Here is a 16,912-nt window from a genome sequence, read left to right as displayed (position 1 = left end):
CTCAACTCCCACACTCGTCGCATAAGCATGCCATGGGTCGGCATGCCGTCTCGGCGAACGGAGCGGCAGCATGTGGCCATCTGAGGCCGCCGGCGACGCGTCGTCGCGACCGGTTTCACGGACCCGGCGGACGCCGGACCGGCTCGGCGTCGTCGGCGGCACCGTCGCTAGGAAGTCGCTAGGAAGTCGCTAGGAAGTCGATGGGAAGTCGATGGGAAGACGCGCGAGTGTCCCGTCACGTGCACGTCTCGACCAGAACGCCCGGAACCGGGGTTTAGGTCCCGGTACCCCCAGGTAGGTAACAGGGACCGCGCGGCACGGCAGATCGCGGATGTCCGGGGAGGGGCCGGTCCTCTCCTCGGGTGGTCGCGGGTGCTCGGGGCCGGTACCGTCGCCGCGAGCGAGCCGTTACGCCGTCTTTCGGGACCGCGCACCCGAGGAGGGACATGAATCGACGGACGAGCAACATCTTCCGGCGCGGCCCCCGGGCGTCCGTCCGACCGCACCCCGTGGCCATGGTCGACGGGCTGGAGCACGCCGGCGCCCTGGACCGCGTGATCCGCGGCGTGTCCACCGTCGTGCAGCGGACGCTGCGTCCCGGGCGGACCAAGGACGCGCTGCACGGCGTCCCCTTCGGCCACCCGGCCCACCCGCCGCTGACGGACCTGCCGATGGGCTGCTGGATGTCCGCGGCGGTCCTGGACTTGATGCCCAGCACCGCCGGGACGCAGCTGGCGTCCCAGGCGCTGGTCGCGGCGGGGCTGTCCACGGCCGTCCCCACCGCGCTGACCGGCCTGGCCGACTGGTCGGCGCTGCAGCGCCGGCAGCAGCGCGTCGGAGTGGTGCACGCGGCGAGCACCGCGACGGCGACGGCCCTGTACGCCGCGTCGCTGGTGGCGCGCCGCCGGGGCCGGGACGGCGCCGGGCGCGCGCTCGGGTTCGCCGGTCTGACCGCCCTGCTGGCCGGCGGCTACCTCGGGGGCCATCTGGCGTTCCGCCAGGCGGCCGGCGCCAACCACGCCGACCAGATCGCGCACCTGGTGCCGCTGGGCTGGCAGGACCTGTGCCCGATGTCGGACCTGCCGGACGGATGGCCGGTGGTGCGCCGCCTCGGCTACATCAGCCTGTTCGTCATGCGCGACGGCGAGGACGTCCACGTCCTGACCGACCGGTGCAGCCACCTGGCGGGGCCGCTGCACCAGGGCCGCATCATCACCGACGACAACGCCGACCCCTGCGTCGTCTGCCCCTGGCACGGCAGCACGTTCCGGATCCGGGACGGCTCGGTCGTGCACGGCCCGGCGACCGCACGCCAGCCGGCCTTCGAAACGCGTGTACAGGAGGGCACCGTCCAGGTCCGGCCCATCACATAGCAGCGGCAGCCGGCGCGGCGGGTCAGGCGTCGCCCCAGAGTTTGCGGACCGTCTCGTAGACCTTCTGGTTGTGCGAGATCTCGACGACGTTGCCGTCCGGGTCCTTCAGTGCGCAGATGTAGCCGACGGGGCCGGGCATGTCGCGCGGCTCCCAGTGGAGGCATCCCAGCTCGCGCGCACGCTCGGCCAGGGCGTCGACGTCGGCGCGTTCGGGCACCTCGATGCCCAGGTGCGCGAACGGCCGCAGCAGGCCGAGCTGCTGCCCCCGGTCCTTGTCGAACGCGACCAGCACCAGCACGAACGGGGTCTCGACCTGCCCCTCGTTGGACAGCCACGCGCTCTGGCCGGCCTCGTCCTCGAACCGCTCGACCACCACCAGCGGGGTGAGCGTGGTGTAGAACTCGATCGCCTTGTCCAGGTCGCCCGTCGGCAGCGCGATGTGGGTCCAGCGCGCCCGGGTCAGCCCGGCCGTCATCGCGGCTCACTCGCCTCGCGCGGGCGGCGGCCCTCCTCGTCGGTGACCGGATGCTCCACCAGCGCCAGCACCCGGCCGGCCATGAAGCGGGCCGTGCGGACCGCGCCGCCGGTGCGGGTGACCTCGCTGACCTCGATCACCCCGCGGCGGTTGCTGATCTCCACCCGGCGGCCGGCGCGGGTGGCGACGACCTCGTACGTCCGCGTCCCCGCGCCGCCGACGTCGATGACGATCTCGACCCTGTCGCCCTTCATGCACCCTCCGGATTCGAACGTCTATTCGATATATACCCGGAGGAATCACCCGCAATCCTTGCCGAGGACGCTCAGCCCACCAGGTTCACGATCGCCGCGACGCCCACGGCCACGATCACGCCGCGCAGCACCGCCGGCGGGAACCGGCGCCCGACCTTGGCGCCGATCAGGCCCCCGACGCCCGAGCCCAGCGCGATCAGCAGCACCGCCATCCAGCTCACCTCGGTGCTCCCGAACGCCCACATGAGGGTGAACAGCACCGCGGCCGCGCCGTTGACCACCGACGACAGCACGTTCTTGGTCGCGTTCAGGGCCTGCAGGTCGTCGTCCAGCGCGATGGCCAGCATCGCGATCAGGATGACGCCCTGCGCCGCGCCGAAGTAGCCGCCGTACACGCCCGCGCCCAGCACGCCCAGCCACAGCCAGGCGCCGCCGTGCGCGGAGTGCCCCTCGCGCCGGGCCAGCACCCACCGCTGGAGCCTCGGCTGCACGATCACCAGCACGACCGCGATGGCGATCAGGCCCGGCACGATGATGTCGAACGCCTCGGGGGGCAGGGTGAGCAGCAGCAGCCCGCCCGTCACCGCGCCGATCAGCGACGCCGTGCCCAGGCGCAGCAGCCGGTCGCGCTGCCCCTTGAGCTCGCGCCGGTACCCGTAGACGCCGGAGACGTTGCCCGTCACCAGGCCGATGTTGTTGGACACGTTCGCCACGACCGGCGGATAGCCCAGCGCGACGAGAGTGGGGAACGTTATCAGAGAGCCCGAACCGACGATGGCATTGATGCACCCGGCGGCGACACCCGCCGCGAAGACGGCGGCCGTGTCCAGCACGTTCACGTTCGACCCCACCCGTTTCGGCGCGTTGGCGATTGACCCACGATGGTAGGGATCGGCCGCGCCGCCTTCGGGCACGGGGTCGGTCTACGGCCGGTCGGCCGCCCGTCTTCGCGACCTCAGCGGGCGGTTCGCGCGTACCAGCGGCCCTCGCGGCGCTCCACCGTGAGCGGAAGGCCGAAGCAGGTCGACAGGTGCTCGGGGGTGAACACCTCGTCCACCTTGCCCTGCGCCACCACCTCGCCCTTGCGCAGCAGCAGCGCGTGCGTGAAGCCCTCCGGGACCTCCTCCACGTGATGGGTGACCAGGACCATCGTCGGGGCGGCGGGGTCGTCGGCGAGACGGCCGAGCCGGTCGACCAGGTCCTCGCGGGCGCCGAGGTCCAGCCCGGCGGCGGGCTCGTCCAGCAGCAGCAGCTCGGGGTCGGGCATCAGGGCGCGCGCGATCTGCACCCGCTTGCGCTCGCCCTCCGACAGCGTGCCGAACGTGCGGCCGGCCAGGTCCGCGCAGCCCAGCGCCTCCAGCAGCGACACCGCACGGGAGACGTCGGTGGAGTCGTACTGCTCCCGCCAGCGGCCGAGGATCGCGTAGGAGGCGGTGAGCACGACGTCGACGACCTTCTCGTCCGCCGGCACCTTCTCGGCCACCGCCGCGCTGGCGATGCCGATCCGCGGCCGCAGCTCGAACACGTCCGTGCGGCCGAGCTGCTCGCCCAGCACCCGGACGGTGCCGGTCGTCGGATACAGCAGCGTGGCGGCGACCTGCAGCAACGTCGTCTTCCCCGCGCCGTTGGGGCCGAGGATCACCCACCGTTCGTCCGCGTTCACCGTCCACGACAGCTCGCGCAGCAGGTCGGCTCCTCCCCGCCGGACCCCCACCGCGCGCAGGTGCACTACCTCGTCGGTCATCGCCTGCCTGTATCCCCCAACTCGCTCAGTCCGTCGGAATGAACCTATGCGATTTCCACCGCCGCGGGGACCCGCCCCAGGCCCGCAGGCCACCCCGGACAACGGCGCGCCGGTTCCTGCGATCCGACTCTGCGCCGCGTCTCGGACAGGCGATCGAACGTGTGGAGCGGGACGACCGCGGCCGCCCCTCGGGGAAGCGGGATCGCAGCGCCCTGTCCGCCCCAGCACTTATCGTGGTCACCATGTATGCAGTGGCTCGGCGGGCACTGTGAACGGGCTCGGAAGCGCGGCGACCTCGCTGGTCGCCTGGGGCAACGCGTGGCTGACCGGGCACGTCGGCCTGGACGAGGCGGTCGACGCGGTGGAGAAGTCTGCCGGGCCGCAGATCGTTCGGGGCATCCCTGGGACCGGGTCCGCGGAGCGGGACCTGCCGCTGCGGGCCGGGTTGGGCGAGCTGCGCGTCGCGGGGCTGTCGGGGCTGCGGGTCGCGCTGCCCGCCCCGGGCGACCCGCTGGGACTGACCGGGCCGCCCGACTTCAACCGGGCGGCGCTGGACGCGCGGGCCGCCGTCATCGCGGTGCTGCCGGACCGCGCGGTGGGCCTGATCCCGGCCGAGGACCGGCGCGGCTCGTCTTATGTCGGGGTGCGGTGGCAGGCCCGGGACGCGGCGACCGGCACGCCCGACGTGCCGTCGCTGCCCGAGGCCGACCGGCAGCTGCTGCTGGCGATGCGGGACGCGACCGAGGTGCTGCTGACCGTGGACGACGCCGCGTCCGGAACCGTCCCGCCCGAGATCGCCGACGCGCTGGCCGACCTGCGCGAGCCCGGACCGGACGACCACCCGCTCGCCCCCGGCTACCCGCAGCGCGCCCACCGGGTCGCGGCGCTGGCCGGACGCCTGTCGCAGGTGGTCGACCTGGCCCGGCGGCTGGACGAGCGCGGGCTGACCGCCGAGCAGATGCGGCGGCGCGGCGAGGCGCTGCGCATGCTCGACCGGGCGGTGCGGCGCGCCATGGTGGCCGCCTGCAACAGCTCCTTCGACCCGGTGCCCTGAACGCGGGACGCGCCCGGAACGCCGACGGGGCACCCGCCGCGGCGGCTGCCCCGTCCTCGAGGGAAAGCGCGGGTCGGCGCGTCAGGCGCGCACGACGTAGGTGTTGCAGATCTTGTCGCCGAACGTCTGCCGCTTGTCGTCCCACAGCGGCCACAGGAAGCCCAGGTAGCAGACGGCGCCGTCGATCGTGTGGTGGCACAGCCGGCGCAGGATGCCCCAGCCGAAGCCGATCGGCTGACCGGTCTGCGCGCTGATCACCTTGATGCCCATCTGGCGCTTGCCGATGGTCTGGCCGGTGGTGCCCTCCTGGTAGGCCAGCCACAGCGCGCCGGCGATGAACTCCACCCAGGCCAGCAGGAAGAACAGCACGCCGAGCACCGCGGCGCCGCCGCTGCCGGAGGCGCCGAGGACGCCGCCCAGGATGTAGAGCACGCCGAACGGCACGATCACGATCAGGTAGTCGATCAGGTAGGCGGCGAACCGGGAGCCCCAGGTGGCGAGCTGGCCGCTGGAGCCGTAGTAGTGGTGGTGCACCTCCTGGTAGGCGGGCTGCGCCGGCTGACCGTACGCCGGCGCCGCGGGCGGCGCGGGAGGCGCGGGCGGCTGCCCGTAGCCGGGCTGCGGAGCGGGCTGGCCGTAGCCGGGCTGGGGCGGCGCCGGCTGTCCGTAGCCGGGCTGGGGCGGCGGGGGCTGCTGGCCGTACCCGGGCTGCGCAGGCTGTCCGTACCCGGGCTGGGCCGGGGGTTGGCCGTAGCCCGGCTGCTGACCGTAGGGGTCGTAGGGGTTACCCACACTTGCTCCTTATTGATTGACCCTTGTGGTTATGTGACGCCCGCCGGACTCGGAGGGCTCCGCGCGTCTGGCCGACGTTCCGACGGCCGCCTAAACCCGCAGGAGCCCGAACCGGGCGAGTTGCCACAGCTCCGACCCCACGAGGGCGGTTCCGAGCACCCAGGCGCGGGTGCCCGGCGCGAGCGCCCACCACCGGCGCCCGAGGCCCAGCGGCGCGAGGGCGAGACCGACCGCGCCCGCGAGCGCCGCCGGGTTCGCCAGCAGCGCCCCGACCGGGCGGCCCGAACCCAGCTCGATGAACACGGTCGTGCCGCCGCACAGAGGGCAGGGGATTCCGGTGAGCCTCCGGAGGGGGCAGAGCACGCCGGGATCGTTGACACGGTGGATCCACGCCGCGCCGACGGCCGCGACGGCCATCGCCGCGACACGCAGCACCACCGCGCGAGGGCCGTGCCGCGCTGCGGTGAGGGTCCGGCCGACCACGCGGCCGAGCGCACCGACCGGCGCGCCGGCAGCCGTCGCCTCGGACTCTCCCCCCAACAGAATCCTCCGCCTCGATGCCTGGTCCGGTGACCCGTATACAGGGACCACCCCGAGGTAGGTCAAGCCGCGCCGAAAATCCGCAGCCGGACCGTTACCTCAATCGAGACGCTTGTCGCCTCGGGAAAAGCGTAGGACAAACGGGTCACCGCAGGGCCCGGTTTCCGGCGAGGTACGGGCGTCGCCGGGGCTATGGGCGGCCGTTTCGGGGAGCGGCGTCCGGGCCGATACCCGCGGAACGGAAGGGCCGCGGCGCAAGGGCGGGACCTCGCCGGGCGATGTCGATGGATGATCTCGCCGGGACGGCCGCGCGACGGCGCCTCTTCGGCGCCGCGACAACCGGTGGACACGCGACGTCCGCGAACAGAAGGAGGGACCTCCGCGACGCGCCGGGCCGAATGCGCAAAGGCACGGCGGCACGCGGCGTCCGGAACGGGGCGCACGGCCTGGGCGACGACCGCACGCCGGACGACCTGCGGGGCGGGGACCCGGCAGGCGACGGGCAGGGGCCGCCGGACGGGTCAGACGTGGGCGACCGCGCCGACGGTCACGGGGCCGTTCTGCCTCTCGATGACGTGGTCGACCTCGACGACGTCGGCGATGACGGCGGTGATGTTGTCCGGTCCGCCGCCCTCGCGGGCCAGCCGGACCAGCACGTCGATGGCCCCCGCCGGCTCGGGCTCGGCCGTCAGCACCTCGTAGATCGTCTGCGGGTCCACCACGTTGCTCAGCCCGTCCGAGCACAGCAGGTAGCGGTCGCCCAGGCGGGACTCGCGCAACTGCAGGTCGGGCCGGCGGTCCTCGCGGCCGTCCAGCACCCGGTACAGCACGTGCGCCAGCCGCGACGACTCGGCCTGCTCGGGGGAGCCGCCCTGCTGCTCGGCCTCGGCCTTGAGCAGCTCCTCCATGGTGTGGTCCTTGGTGATCTGGAACAGCTCGCCGTCGCGCAGCAGGTAGCCGCGCGAGTCGCCGATGTGGGCCAGCGCCACCGTCCGGCCCTGCCACAGCATGGCGGTCAAGGTGGTGCCCATGCGGCTCAGGTCGGGCCGCTCCTCCCGCACGATCCGCAGCTTCTCGTTGGCTTCGGCGACGGCCCGGCCCAGCGCCTCGACAAGATCGTCAATATGGGCGTCGGTGTCCAGCGAGCGCAGCGAGCCGATGACGGTGGAGCTGGCCACCTCGCCGCCGGCATAGCCGCCCATGCCGTCGGCGACCGCGATCAGCCGCGCGCCGGCGTACCCGGAGTCCTCGTTGTTCTCCCGGCTGCACCCGATGTCGCTGCCTGCTGCGTACTTGATTATTACGTCCATACTGATATTTCGATGACGATCCTGTCAGAGGAGTTGTATCAGCCGCCGGCGTCTCCTCCGGCCGCACCGGAGGAATCGATGCCGTGCCGGACCGCGTAGAGCGCCGCCTGCGTCCGATCCTGTACTCCCAGTTTCATGAGCAGATTACTGACGTGCGTCTTGACCGTCTTCTCGGAGACCATGAGCGCGCGGGCGATCTCGCGGTTGGACCTGCCCCGCGCGATGTGCACGAGCACCTCCCGTTCCCGTTCGGTCAGCGCGGCGCGGCCGCGCTCCGACTCGGCCGCCGGGTCGGCGTGCGGCGCCGCGCCCGGCGGCGATGTCCGGCCCGCCAGCACCGCCTCGGCGGCATCGGGCGCGAACAGGACGTGCCCGTCGTGGACCGCTCTGATCGCCTGGACGAGCGCCTTCGGGTCGACATCCTTGTAGAGATACCCAGACGCGCCCGCCCGTACAGCAGGCAGCACATGACCGCGCTCGGTGACGCTCGTCAGCACCAGGACCCGGGCCGTCACCCCGCGGGCGCGCAGCTCGGTCAGCGCCGTGAGGCCGTCGGCACCGGGCATCTTCAGGTCCAGCAGCACGATATCGGGCCGCAGCCGCTCGGCCAGCCGCACCGCCTCCGCGCCGTCGGCGGCCTCCCCGACGACCGCGATGTCGTCCTGGACGCCCAGGAAGGTGCGCAGCCCCTGCCGGACCACCGGGTGGTCGTCGGCGATCAGCACCCTGATCACGGCGTCCTCCGCTCACCGCGGCGCGGCGCGTCGCGCCCCGCGCATGGAACGCTCCCACTGTCGCTCGTCACGTCCGTTGTAGCAGCCGTTCTATCCCGCCCGGCGGGCCGGACGCTCGGCTTCGGGCGAACGGCCGCGCGGTGCGTGTCCGCCGACGTTCTCACAACGGCACCTCCAAGCGCACGACCGTGCCCGTTCCCGGCGCGGCGTCGATGGCGAGCGCGCCGCCGATCGAGAGGGCCCGGTCGCGCATCGAGGCCAGCCCGAGCCCCCCGTGCGGCTCGCCGCCGTTCTTGGCGGACGCGGCGCCCGGGTCGAACCCCACGCCGTCGTCGGCGACCTCCAGCACGACGGCGCCGTCCTCCGTGCGCAGCCGCACCTCGATCGTCCGGGCGGACGCGTGGCGCAGCGCGTTGTACAGCGCCTCCTGGGCGATGCGGAACACCACGGCCTCGTGCTCCTCGGGGAGGGCCACGGCGCCGCCGTCCATGGTGAAGCGCACGTCGGCGTCGTAGGCGCGGTCGAGGACCTCCACGTGCTTGCGCAGCGAGGCGGCCAGGCCGTCGGCCAGGTCGGCGGGCCGCAGCTCGAAGATCACCGCGCGCAGCTCGGCGAGCGCGTCGGCGGCCAGCCGTTCCACCTGCGCCAGCTCGCGGACGCAGCGGGCGGGGTCGCGTTCGGCCAGCGCGGCCGCCGCCTGCGCGGTGAGCCGCAGCGAGAACAGCTTCTGCGCGACCGCGTCGTGCAGCTCCCGGGCGAGCCGGTTGCGCTCGGCGACCACGGTCAGCTCGCGGTTGCGCTCGTACAGCCGCGCGTTGGTCATGGCGATGGCGGCGTGCGCGGCGAACAGGGTGAGCAGTTCCTCGTCGGCCTCGGTGAATCCGCCGGGCCGCCGCCGGTTGGCCAGGAACAGGATGCCGAGCACGTCGTCGCCGTCGCGGATCGGGACGCCGAGGAAGTCCTTGAGCACCGGGTGGGCCGAGGGCCAGCCCTCGAACTCCGCCTCCCGGCGGATGTCGGCCAGCCGCTTGGGCTCCTTGTCGCGCAGCATCGCGGCGAGCATGCCGTGCTGGCGGGGCAGCGGCCCGATCGCCTCCCACTCCTCCTGCGAGACCCCCTCGACGACGAACTCGGCGAACGAGCCCTGGTCGTCGGGCACGCCGAGGGCCGCGTACCGGGCGTCCAGCAGCTGCGCCGCGGCACGGACGATCACCTGCAGCACCTCGTGCACCGACAGGTGCCGGGTGACGGCCAGCACGGCCGAGCTGACCGCGTGCAGGGTCGCGCCCGGCTCGGCGCCGCACGGCGCCGCGCCGCTCCGGTGCTCGCCGTCCATCCGCCGTCCGCTCCGCTCGCCGCTCGGTGCCGGGTCCCCCGTGACCATGTGGTCGTCCACGGAAAGACCGTACTCGCCGACCTGGGCTGCTCGAATCCGTCGTGCTCCCAACGACCTAGGACCATCTGGGCAAGCGGCCCCCGCCCGGCGGCCGATGCGGACGGTCACCGCCCGCTTTTACCGTCGGCGCCATGGACCGCACGACCGCACTGATCATCGGAGCCTCCCGCGACGGCGCGGGGAGGACCGTCGGCGCGCACGGCGCCGTCGACGTCAGGCCTCGGACGAACGGACGCGGACGATGACCACGACCTTCGGCTCCGACGACGCCACCGCGCCCGGCGGCGCCGCCGCGATCGACGGCGAGGCGTCGGCCGCCGAAGGCAAGGCGGCGGGCGCGGGCGCGGCGAGCGCCGGGCGGCTGCTGGACCGTGGCCACCGGGCGGTGACCGCCGGGATCGTGCTCGTCGTGACGCTCCTGGCGTTCGAGGCCATGGCGGTCGGCACCGTCATGCCGGTCACGGCGCGGGATCTCGACGGCCTGGAGCTGTACGCGTGGGCGTTCAGCGCCACGTTCATCGCCAGCGTGTTCGCCCTCGTGCTGGCGGGCGGCTGGTGCGACCGGTCCGGCCCGGCGCATCCCCTCCTGACCGGGCTGGCCGTGTTCGTCGCCGGGCTGGCCGCCGCCGGGTTCGCCCCGTCGATGTGGGTGTTCGTCCTGGGACGCGCCGTGCAGGGGCTCGGCAGCGGCCTGGCGATGGTCCCGCTGTACGTGGTGGTCGCCCGGGTGTACCCCGAGCCGCTGCGGCCGCGGGCGTTCGCGGCGCTGTCGGCCGCCTGGGTGCTGCCGTCGCTGCTCGGCCCGGCCGTGGGCGGCACCGTGGCCGAGCACGCCGGGTGGCGCTGGGTGTTCCTCGGGCTGATCCCGCTGGTCGTCCCGCCCACCGTCATGCTCGTGCCCGCCCTGCGCGGCCTGCGCCGGCCGTCGGGCTCCGCGCCGCCGCCCCGGACCGCCCGGCACGCCTCCCGCGTCCTGGCCGCCGTCACGACCGCGGCGGGCGCCGCCGCGCTGCTGTACGCGCTGGACCATCCGCGCTGGAGCCTGCTGCCCGTGGCGGCGGCGGCCGCGGCGGGGCTCGGCTTCGGGCTGCTGCGGCTGATGCCCGCCGGGACGCTGCGGATGCGGCGCGGCCTGCCCAGCGTCGTGCTGGCGCGGGGCCTGCTGGCGGGCGCGTTCTTCGGCACCGACGTGTTCATCCCGTTGGCGCTGACCTCGCTGCACGGGTTCAGCCCCACGCAGGCGGGCGTGGTGCTGATGGGCGCCTCGCTGGGCTGGTCGGCGGCGTCGCAGTACCAGGGCCGTTCCCGCCGCCCCCGGGCGTTCTTCGCGGTGCTCGGCGCCGGGTTCGTCACCGCCGGGGTCGTCGCGGTGACGATCACCGCGCAGCTTCCCGGATGGTGGACGGCGCCGGCGTGGATCCTCGGCGGCGTCGGCATGGGCCTGGCGATCGGCAGTTTCAGCGTGCTGCTGCTGGAGCTGTCGCCCGAGGACGAGCAGGGCGTCAACTCCTCCGCCCTGCAGATCGCCGACACGCTCGGCTCGTCGCTGGTGGTCGGCGCCGCGGGCGCGGTCGTCACCGGTTTCGGCGCCGACCGGCTCCGGGTGGGGCTCGCCGTGGCCGGGGCGATGGTCGCGGTGGTCGCCGTGCTCGGCGTGCTCGCCTGCCTCCGTCTCACGCCGTCCGAGGGGAACGGGTGACGACCCCGCCGGGCGTCGCGCTCCCGGCCGCGCCCGCGGCGCGGGAACCGCCCGAGGAGCGCGGCCTGGCCCGCGACGCCGTCCGGCTCCTGGTCGGCCGCCGCTCCACCGGCGAGATCGCCCACCACCGGTTCCGGGACCTGCCCGGGCTGCTGGACCCCGGCGACCTGCTGGTGGTCAACACCTCGGCGACGCTGCCCGCCGCCGTGCGGCTGGACAGGCTCGCCGTCCACTTCTCGACGCCGCTGCCGGGCGACGACGGGCTGTGGCTCGTGGAGCTGCGGCGGCGCACCGCGACGGCGAGCGTCCCGTACGGCGGCGGCAGCCCCGGCGAGTGGATCCCGATGCCCGGCGGCGCCACGCTCGTCCTCGTCCGGCGGCACACCGAGCGGCTCTGGGCGGCCCGGTTGGACAGGACGGTCGTCCCCTACCTGCACCGGCACGGGGTGCCGATCCGGTACGGCTACGTACGCCGCGACTGGCCCATCGCCGCGTACCAGACCGTGTTCGCCCGCGACCGCGACAGCGGCGGCGCGGAGATGCCCAGCGCGACCCGGCCGTTCACCACCGACCTGGTGACGGCGCTCGTCTCCCGCGGGATTCTGCTGGCTCCCCTCACCCTGCACACGGGACTGTCCTCCCCCGAGGCCCACGAGCCCCCGTCCGCGGAACGCTACGAAGTGCCGGAGCCGACGGCCGCGTTGATCGAGCATGTGCGAGCCCACGGCGGACGTGTCATCGCGGTGGGGACGACCGTCGTGCGCGCCCTGGAGACGGCCGTGGACGCCGACGGGCAGGTCCGACCGTCACACGGCTGGACCGAGCACGTCGTCACCCCTGACAGCGGCGTGAGGGCCGTGGACGGGCTCCTCACCGGCCTGCACGACCCCCGGTCGTCCCACATGACGGTGCTCACCGCGATCGCCGGTCCCGGCCTGGTCGCCGCCTCCTACCGGGCCGCCGTCGACCACGGCTACCTCGGGCACGAGTTCGGCGACGCCCACCTCGTCCTCCCCTGAGACACCACCTGTCCCAGCAGGCGACGGCAGAGGTGTCCACATGCCGGACCTGACGCGCGGACGCGGCGCCCCGGCCGGTAGCGTTGGGAGCAGCCATGGACGCGACAGCAGAGCGCACCCTGCTCATCACACTCACCGGCCGCGACCGCCCCGGGGTGACATCCCGGCTGTTCAGCACACTCGCCGAATTCCCGCTGACGGTCTCCGACGTGGAGCAGGTCGTCATCCGGGGGCGGCTGGTGCTGGGCGTGCTGGTCGCCTACACCGACGGCGTGGACATCGGCCAGGTGTGGAGCGCCGCCGAACGCGTCGCCACCGACCTCGACATGGAGGTCGAACTGTCCACCGGGCGGTTCCGCACCCTGCCCAAGCGCCGCGGCCGGCTGCACGTGACGGTGCTGGGCGCGCCGCTGCGCCCGGCCGCGATGGCCGGGATCGCCGGCCGCATCGCCGCCGGCGGCGCCAACATCGACCGCATCGAACGCCTCGCCGACAACCCGGTGACCTGCATCGAGATGGACGTGTCCGGCGCCGACCCGGAGGCGCTGCGCGCCGCGCTGGCGGTGGAGGCGGCCGAGCAGCAGGTCGACGTGGCCGTCCAGCCCGGCGGGCTGCACCGGCGGGCCAAGCGGCTGATCGTGATGGACGTCGACTCCACCCTGATCCAGGGCGAGGTCATCGAGCTGCTGGCCGCGCAGGCCGGCTGCCAGGAGGAGGTCGCCAAGGTCACCGAGGCGGCCATGCGCGGCGAACTGGACTTCGAGGGCTCGCTGCGCGAACGCGTCGCGCTGCTGGCCGGGCTGGACGCGTCCGCCATCGACGAGGTGCGCCGCCAGGTGAAGCTGGCCGCCGGGGCCCGCACGATGGTGCGCACCCTCAAGCGGCTCGACTACAAGTTCGCCATCGTCAGCGGCGGGTTCACCCAGGTCACCGACGCGCTCGCCGCCGACCTCGGCATCGACTACGCCGCCGCCAACACCCTGGAGATCAAGGACGGCAAGCTCACCGGCCGGGTGATCGGGCCGGTGATCGACCGGGCGGGCAAGGCCGCGGCGCTGGAGCGGTTCGCCCGCGAGGCCGGCATCCCGATCAGCCAGACCGTCGCGATCGGCGACGGCGCCAACGACCTGGACATGCTGCAGGCCGCCGGGCTCGGCATCGCCTACAACGCCAAGCCGGTGGTGCGGCAGGCCGCCGACACCGCCGTCAACGTCCCCTACCTCGACACGATCCTGTTCCTGCTCGGCATCTCCCGCGAGGAGGTCGAAGCCGCCGACGCCGCGGACGCGACCACCACCCGCTGACACCGCACGCTGATCCTGCGCGCTGACACCGCGCCCTGGACGGCCCCCTCCGCCGCATACGATCATCGAGGTCCCGTTCGGGGTACGTGCCGACCGGGCATCGCGAGTCCAGGGGCGGTGGAACGGTGCTGCAGCGTGCGCGCGAGGCGGTCGCCGCCATCGGCGGACGGGCGGCGCCCTTCTTCGGGCTCGCCGCCGCGCTCGCCATGGCCGTCCCGCTCGTCGCGGGCGCGCTGACCGGGCACGCCGCACAGGGCGCGATGATCGCGCTCGGCGCGTACCTGGTGGGGCTGCGGGCCCCGGAAGGGCCGTACGGGGCGCGCGCCCGCAACCTGGCCGGCGCCGTGCTGGTGGTCGCGGTCGGCGCGACGATCGGCGGCAACCTCGCCGGGCACGCCTGGCTCGCGGTGGCCGTCGTGCCGATCGTGATGGCGCTGGGCAGCGCCGTCCCGTGGATCGGCCCGACCGCGGGGCTCGCGGCGCTCCTCACCGCCGTCCGCCCGCCCACGCAGGACGTCCTCTACAACGGCTTCCTCGAGCTGCTCGGCGGGCTGCTGGTCAGCGCCCTGCTGCTCGCGCCCTGGCCGGCCCGGCGGCTGCGCCCCCTGCGCGCCGCGCTCGCCGAGGCCGCGGGCGCCGCCGCCGGGCTGTTGGACGCCGTCGCCCAGAACGTCGGCGAGCAGGACACCGGTCCGCTCAGGACCGTCGAGGCCGCCGAGCCCGAGCTGGCCTCCGTCGCCCTCCGGCCCGACTGGGAGGCCTCCCGCCGCGCCGCGTCCCGCGCCCTGGCCAACGCCCGCGCCACCTACGGCTTCTACCGGTCGGGACGCGGACGCGAGGAGCCCGCCCGCCCCGAGCGTCTCATCGACGCGCTGGCCCGGATCGTGCACGAGACCGTCGCGCTGCACTCGCTGGTGGACGCGGTGCGGCGCCGCCCGCCCGACCGCGAATGGGAGATGGAGGCGCGCGTCGCCGTCGCCGCACTGGCCGCCCGGCTGCGCCTCATCGCGGGCGCCGTCGCCGCGCCGAACGGCGCGCCCCTGGGCGACGCCGACTCGGCGGCGGTGCGCCGTCTCGGCCGCCGGATCGAGGGCATCCGGCGCGCCAGTCTGGCCGGGGACGAGGACCTGCTCGCCGCGGCGCTGCTCGTGCAGCTGCGCCGCTCGGCGGAACGCGTCTCCGGCGAGATCGAATCGGCGCGCCGCATCGTGTCCGGCGGCCTGCGCATCGGGTTCGCGCCGCCCCGGCCGCCGGCCGCCCCGCGCCCCGGGCCGCTGTGGAGCCGCGTCGCCACCGCCGTGCGCACCCGTTCGCCGGGATTCCGGCAGGCCGCGCGGGTGTTCGTCACCGCGGCCGTGGCGATGGCGCTGGCCGCGGCCCTGCGCCTGCCGCACGGGCAATGGCTGACGATCACCGCGGCGCTCGGGCTGCGCGCCACGTACGACGAGACCGTCACCCACCTGATCCAGCGCGTCGGCGGCACCGTGATCGGCTCGGTGATCGCCGCGGTCCTGCTCGCGCTGGCGCCCGGCCAGGTCACGGCGGCGGCCGTCCTGTTCGGGTTCGCGTTCGCGGCGTTCGCGCTGCGGTCGGTGAACTTCGGCTACTGGATGCTGTTCGGCACGCCGGTGGTCCTCATGCTGCTGGACTTCTCCGCGCCGTCGGACTGGACGGCGGCGGGCGAGCGCATCGGCCTCGTCGTCGCCGGAGGCGCGCTGGCGTTCGCCGCGACCCGGCTGCTGTGGCCGACCGGGCACGCCGAACGCCTGCCCGCCCAGCTCGGCCGGCTGCTCACCGTCCACGCCGACCTGGTGCGCGCCACGGCCGCCGTCGTGGAGGGCGACCTCGAACGCCTGCCCCGCGACAAGGTCGTCGCCGCCGAGCAGGCCGTGGAGGCCGTGACGGACGCCCGCACGCACCTGCGGAACGAGCGCGTCCCCGACGGCGAGCGCATCGACCGGCTGACCGAGGTGATCAGCGCCGCCCGCCGCATCCGCGACCACCTCGTCGCCGTGACCCGCATGACGCGCCGGGACGCCGAGGACACCGGGCCCGTCCCGCAGATCCTCGACCGGGTCGCCGACCACCTGGAGGAGATCGACGACCGCCTGACCGCCGCGGAGGCGGCCGACCTGCCGCCGCTGCGCGAACGGCTCGACGAGGACTTCGCCGACCTCGACGCCCACCTGGCGAGGCTGGCCGGGCGCCGCCGCGCCGAGATCAGGGGCGGCGTGGGCACCGACGAGCAGACGCCCGTGCGGCACGCGGTGCTGCAGATCTCCGGCTCCCGCCACGCGCTGCGGTCGCTGCGCAGGGACGTCGACGCCCTGGTCGCCGGCTGCCTCGCCGCGGCGCGGCCAGGCTCCCCGCGCCCGTTCTAGCCTTCCGCGCCCGTCCTAGCCTTCCGCGCCCGTTCTAGCCTTCCGCGCCCGTTCTAGGCGTCCTTGGGAGTGCGGTAGGTGACGAGCGTGCCCGCGCCGTGCCAGGCGTCCGACCAGCCGCCCTCCCACTCGATCACGGCCAGCGCGCACGTGGGGAAGGAGTCCGGCGCGGCCCCGGTCAGATCGTGCACGAGCTGGTGCACCGACGGGTTGTGGCCGACGAGCAGCACCGTGCGCACGTCGTCGTCGGTCTCCCGGACGAGCGTGAGCAGCGCGTCGGCGTCGTTGTCGTAGATCTGCGGCTCGTACCGCACCTCGGCGGGGACCTCCAGGAGCTCCAGGGTCTCCCGGGTCCGCACCGCCGGGGAGCACAGCACCAGGTCGGGCGTCAGGCCGTTCTCGCGCAGCCACGCGCCCGCCGCCGCGGCGTCGCGTCGCCCCCGCTCGGCGAGCGCCCGTTCGATGTCGGGCGTCCCTCCGCCCGGAACCGCCTTGGCATGACGCAGGACGAGCAACGTCGACATGCCGTCACCTTAGCCGCCGCACCGCCGGACGCCCCGCCGGGGCCGCCCGCGGTCAGGGAGCGACCAGCGCGGCCAGGAGCCACAGGAGGGCGATGATCCCGAACATCGCCCCCAGAACGATGGCCATGCCCTTCCCGCCGGACATGGTGGACTTCCCCGTGCTCACGGCACGCCTCCCGATCATGGTCGTCCGGGGACCGTCGGCCCCTCGACCAGCGTACGGCCCCGTCGTCGCACCCCCGCACCGCCCCGGGTCTACGCCACCCGGGCGGGCATGGACGGGGGCCGGCGGCCGCACCGGCCGCCGGCCCCC

The 16,912-nt window shown here is 74.5% G+C and carries 16 protein-coding genes; 6 read left to right on the top strand and 10 right to left on the bottom strand.

Annotated features, from left to right (window positions below; genetic code table 11):
- Positions 1–446 precede the first annotated feature (446 nt).
- Complete coding sequence (locus tag AR3_RS13070; protein ID WP_067913686.1) at positions 447–1,373, top strand: Rieske (2Fe-2S) protein; 927 nt, start codon at positions 447–449, stop codon at positions 1,371–1,373.
- A 22-nt stretch (positions 1,374–1,395) separates the two neighbouring features.
- Here AR3_RS13070 and AR3_RS13065 read toward each other — a convergent pair whose 3' ends face one another.
- The 4 genes from AR3_RS13065 to AR3_RS13050 form a co-directional block, all read right to left on the bottom strand.
- On the bottom strand, positions 1,396–1,848 hold the full coding sequence (locus tag AR3_RS13065; protein ID WP_067913683.1) for a VOC family protein: 453 nt from the start codon (positions 1,846–1,848) through the stop codon (positions 1,396–1,398).
- Entirely contained in the window at positions 1,845–2,102 is a 258-nt protein-coding gene (locus tag AR3_RS13060; protein ID WP_067913679.1) for a DUF8836 family protein, read from the bottom strand. Before AR3_RS13060 ends, AR3_RS13065 begins: the two co-directional genes overlap by 4 nt.
- 71 nt (positions 2,103–2,173) lie before the next feature.
- Complete coding sequence (locus tag AR3_RS13055; RefSeq protein WP_067913800.1) at positions 2,174–2,941, bottom strand: sulfite exporter TauE/SafE family protein; 768 nt, start codon at positions 2,939–2,941, stop codon at positions 2,174–2,176.
- Between the two features lie 116 nt (positions 2,942–3,057).
- Positions 3,058–3,846: an ABC transporter ATP-binding protein gene (locus AR3_RS13050; RefSeq protein WP_067913676.1), complete on the bottom strand. Its 789-nt coding sequence runs from the start codon at positions 3,844–3,846 to the stop codon at positions 3,058–3,060.
- A 268-nt stretch (positions 3,847–4,114) separates the two neighbouring features.
- Between AR3_RS13050 and AR3_RS13045 the strand changes: the two genes are divergently transcribed.
- Positions 4,115–4,900 carry an Rv1486c family protein gene (locus tag AR3_RS13045; RefSeq protein WP_067913674.1) on the top strand — a complete coding sequence of 262 codons (786 nt, stop codon included), beginning with the start codon at positions 4,115–4,117 and terminating at the stop codon, positions 4,898–4,900.
- A gap of 81 nt (positions 4,901–4,981) precedes the next feature.
- On the opposite strand, the gene AR3_RS13040 is transcribed toward AR3_RS13045, so the two are convergent.
- The 5 genes from AR3_RS13040 to AR3_RS13020 form a co-directional block, all read right to left on the bottom strand.
- On the bottom strand, positions 4,982–5,692 hold the full coding sequence (locus tag AR3_RS13040) for an RDD family protein (RefSeq protein ID WP_067913672.1): 711 nt from the start codon (positions 5,690–5,692) through the stop codon (positions 4,982–4,984).
- Positions 5,693–5,782: 90 nt separating this feature from the next.
- Entirely contained in the window at positions 5,783–6,130 is a 348-nt protein-coding gene (locus AR3_RS13035) for a DUF2752 domain-containing protein (protein ID WP_227023117.1), read from the bottom strand.
- Positions 6,131–6,753: 623 nt separating this feature from the next.
- On the bottom strand, positions 6,754–7,542 hold the full coding sequence (locus AR3_RS13030) for a PP2C family protein-serine/threonine phosphatase (RefSeq protein WP_083951440.1): 789 nt from the start codon (positions 7,540–7,542) through the stop codon (positions 6,754–6,756).
- Positions 7,543–7,580: 38 nt separating this feature from the next.
- Positions 7,581–8,276: a response regulator gene (locus tag AR3_RS13025; RefSeq protein WP_067913670.1), complete on the bottom strand. Its 696-nt coding sequence runs from the start codon at positions 8,274–8,276 to the stop codon at positions 7,581–7,583.
- A gap of 160 nt (positions 8,277–8,436) precedes the next feature.
- Complete coding sequence (locus AR3_RS13020; protein ID WP_227023118.1) at positions 8,437–9,672, bottom strand: GAF domain-containing sensor histidine kinase; 1,236 nt, start codon at positions 9,670–9,672, stop codon at positions 8,437–8,439.
- A 241-nt stretch (positions 9,673–9,913) separates the two neighbouring features.
- Here AR3_RS13020 and AR3_RS13015 point away from each other — a divergent pair, with 241 nt between their 5' ends.
- The 4 genes from AR3_RS13015 (at position 9,914) to AR3_RS13000 (ending at position 16,075) form a co-directional block, all read left to right on the top strand.
- A complete protein-coding gene (locus AR3_RS13015; RefSeq protein ID WP_106258582.1) occupies positions 9,914–11,371 on the top strand; it encodes an MFS transporter in 1,458 nt (485 codons plus the stop codon).
- Positions 11,368–12,390 (top strand): S-adenosylmethionine:tRNA ribosyltransferase-isomerase, encoded by a 1,023-nt coding sequence (locus tag AR3_RS13010; RefSeq protein WP_067913667.1) that lies wholly within the window; start codon positions 11,368–11,370, stop codon positions 12,388–12,390. Before AR3_RS13015 ends, AR3_RS13010 begins: the two co-directional genes overlap by 4 nt.
- 95 nt (positions 12,391–12,485) lie before the next feature.
- Positions 12,486–13,694: a phosphoserine phosphatase SerB gene (serB, locus tag AR3_RS13005; RefSeq protein WP_067913666.1), complete on the top strand. Its 1,209-nt coding sequence runs from the start codon at positions 12,486–12,488 to the stop codon at positions 13,692–13,694.
- A 125-nt stretch (positions 13,695–13,819) separates the two neighbouring features.
- A complete protein-coding gene (locus AR3_RS13000; protein WP_067913665.1) occupies positions 13,820–16,075 on the top strand; it encodes an FUSC family protein in 2,256 nt (751 codons plus the stop codon).
- A 53-nt stretch (positions 16,076–16,128) separates the two neighbouring features.
- Here AR3_RS13000 and AR3_RS12995 read toward each other — a convergent pair whose 3' ends face one another.
- Entirely contained in the window at positions 16,129–16,599 is a 471-nt protein-coding gene (locus tag AR3_RS12995) for a SixA phosphatase family protein (RefSeq protein WP_067913662.1), read from the bottom strand.
- Positions 16,600–16,912: the final 313 nt, after the last annotated feature.

Origin of the sequence: Actinomadura rubrobrunea NBRC 15275 (assembly GCF_001552235.1) — a bacterium.
GTDB lineage: Bacteria > Actinomycetota > Actinomycetes > Streptosporangiales > Streptosporangiaceae > Spirillospora > Spirillospora viridilutea.
This window is presented reverse-complemented; position numbering and strand designations above follow the sequence as displayed.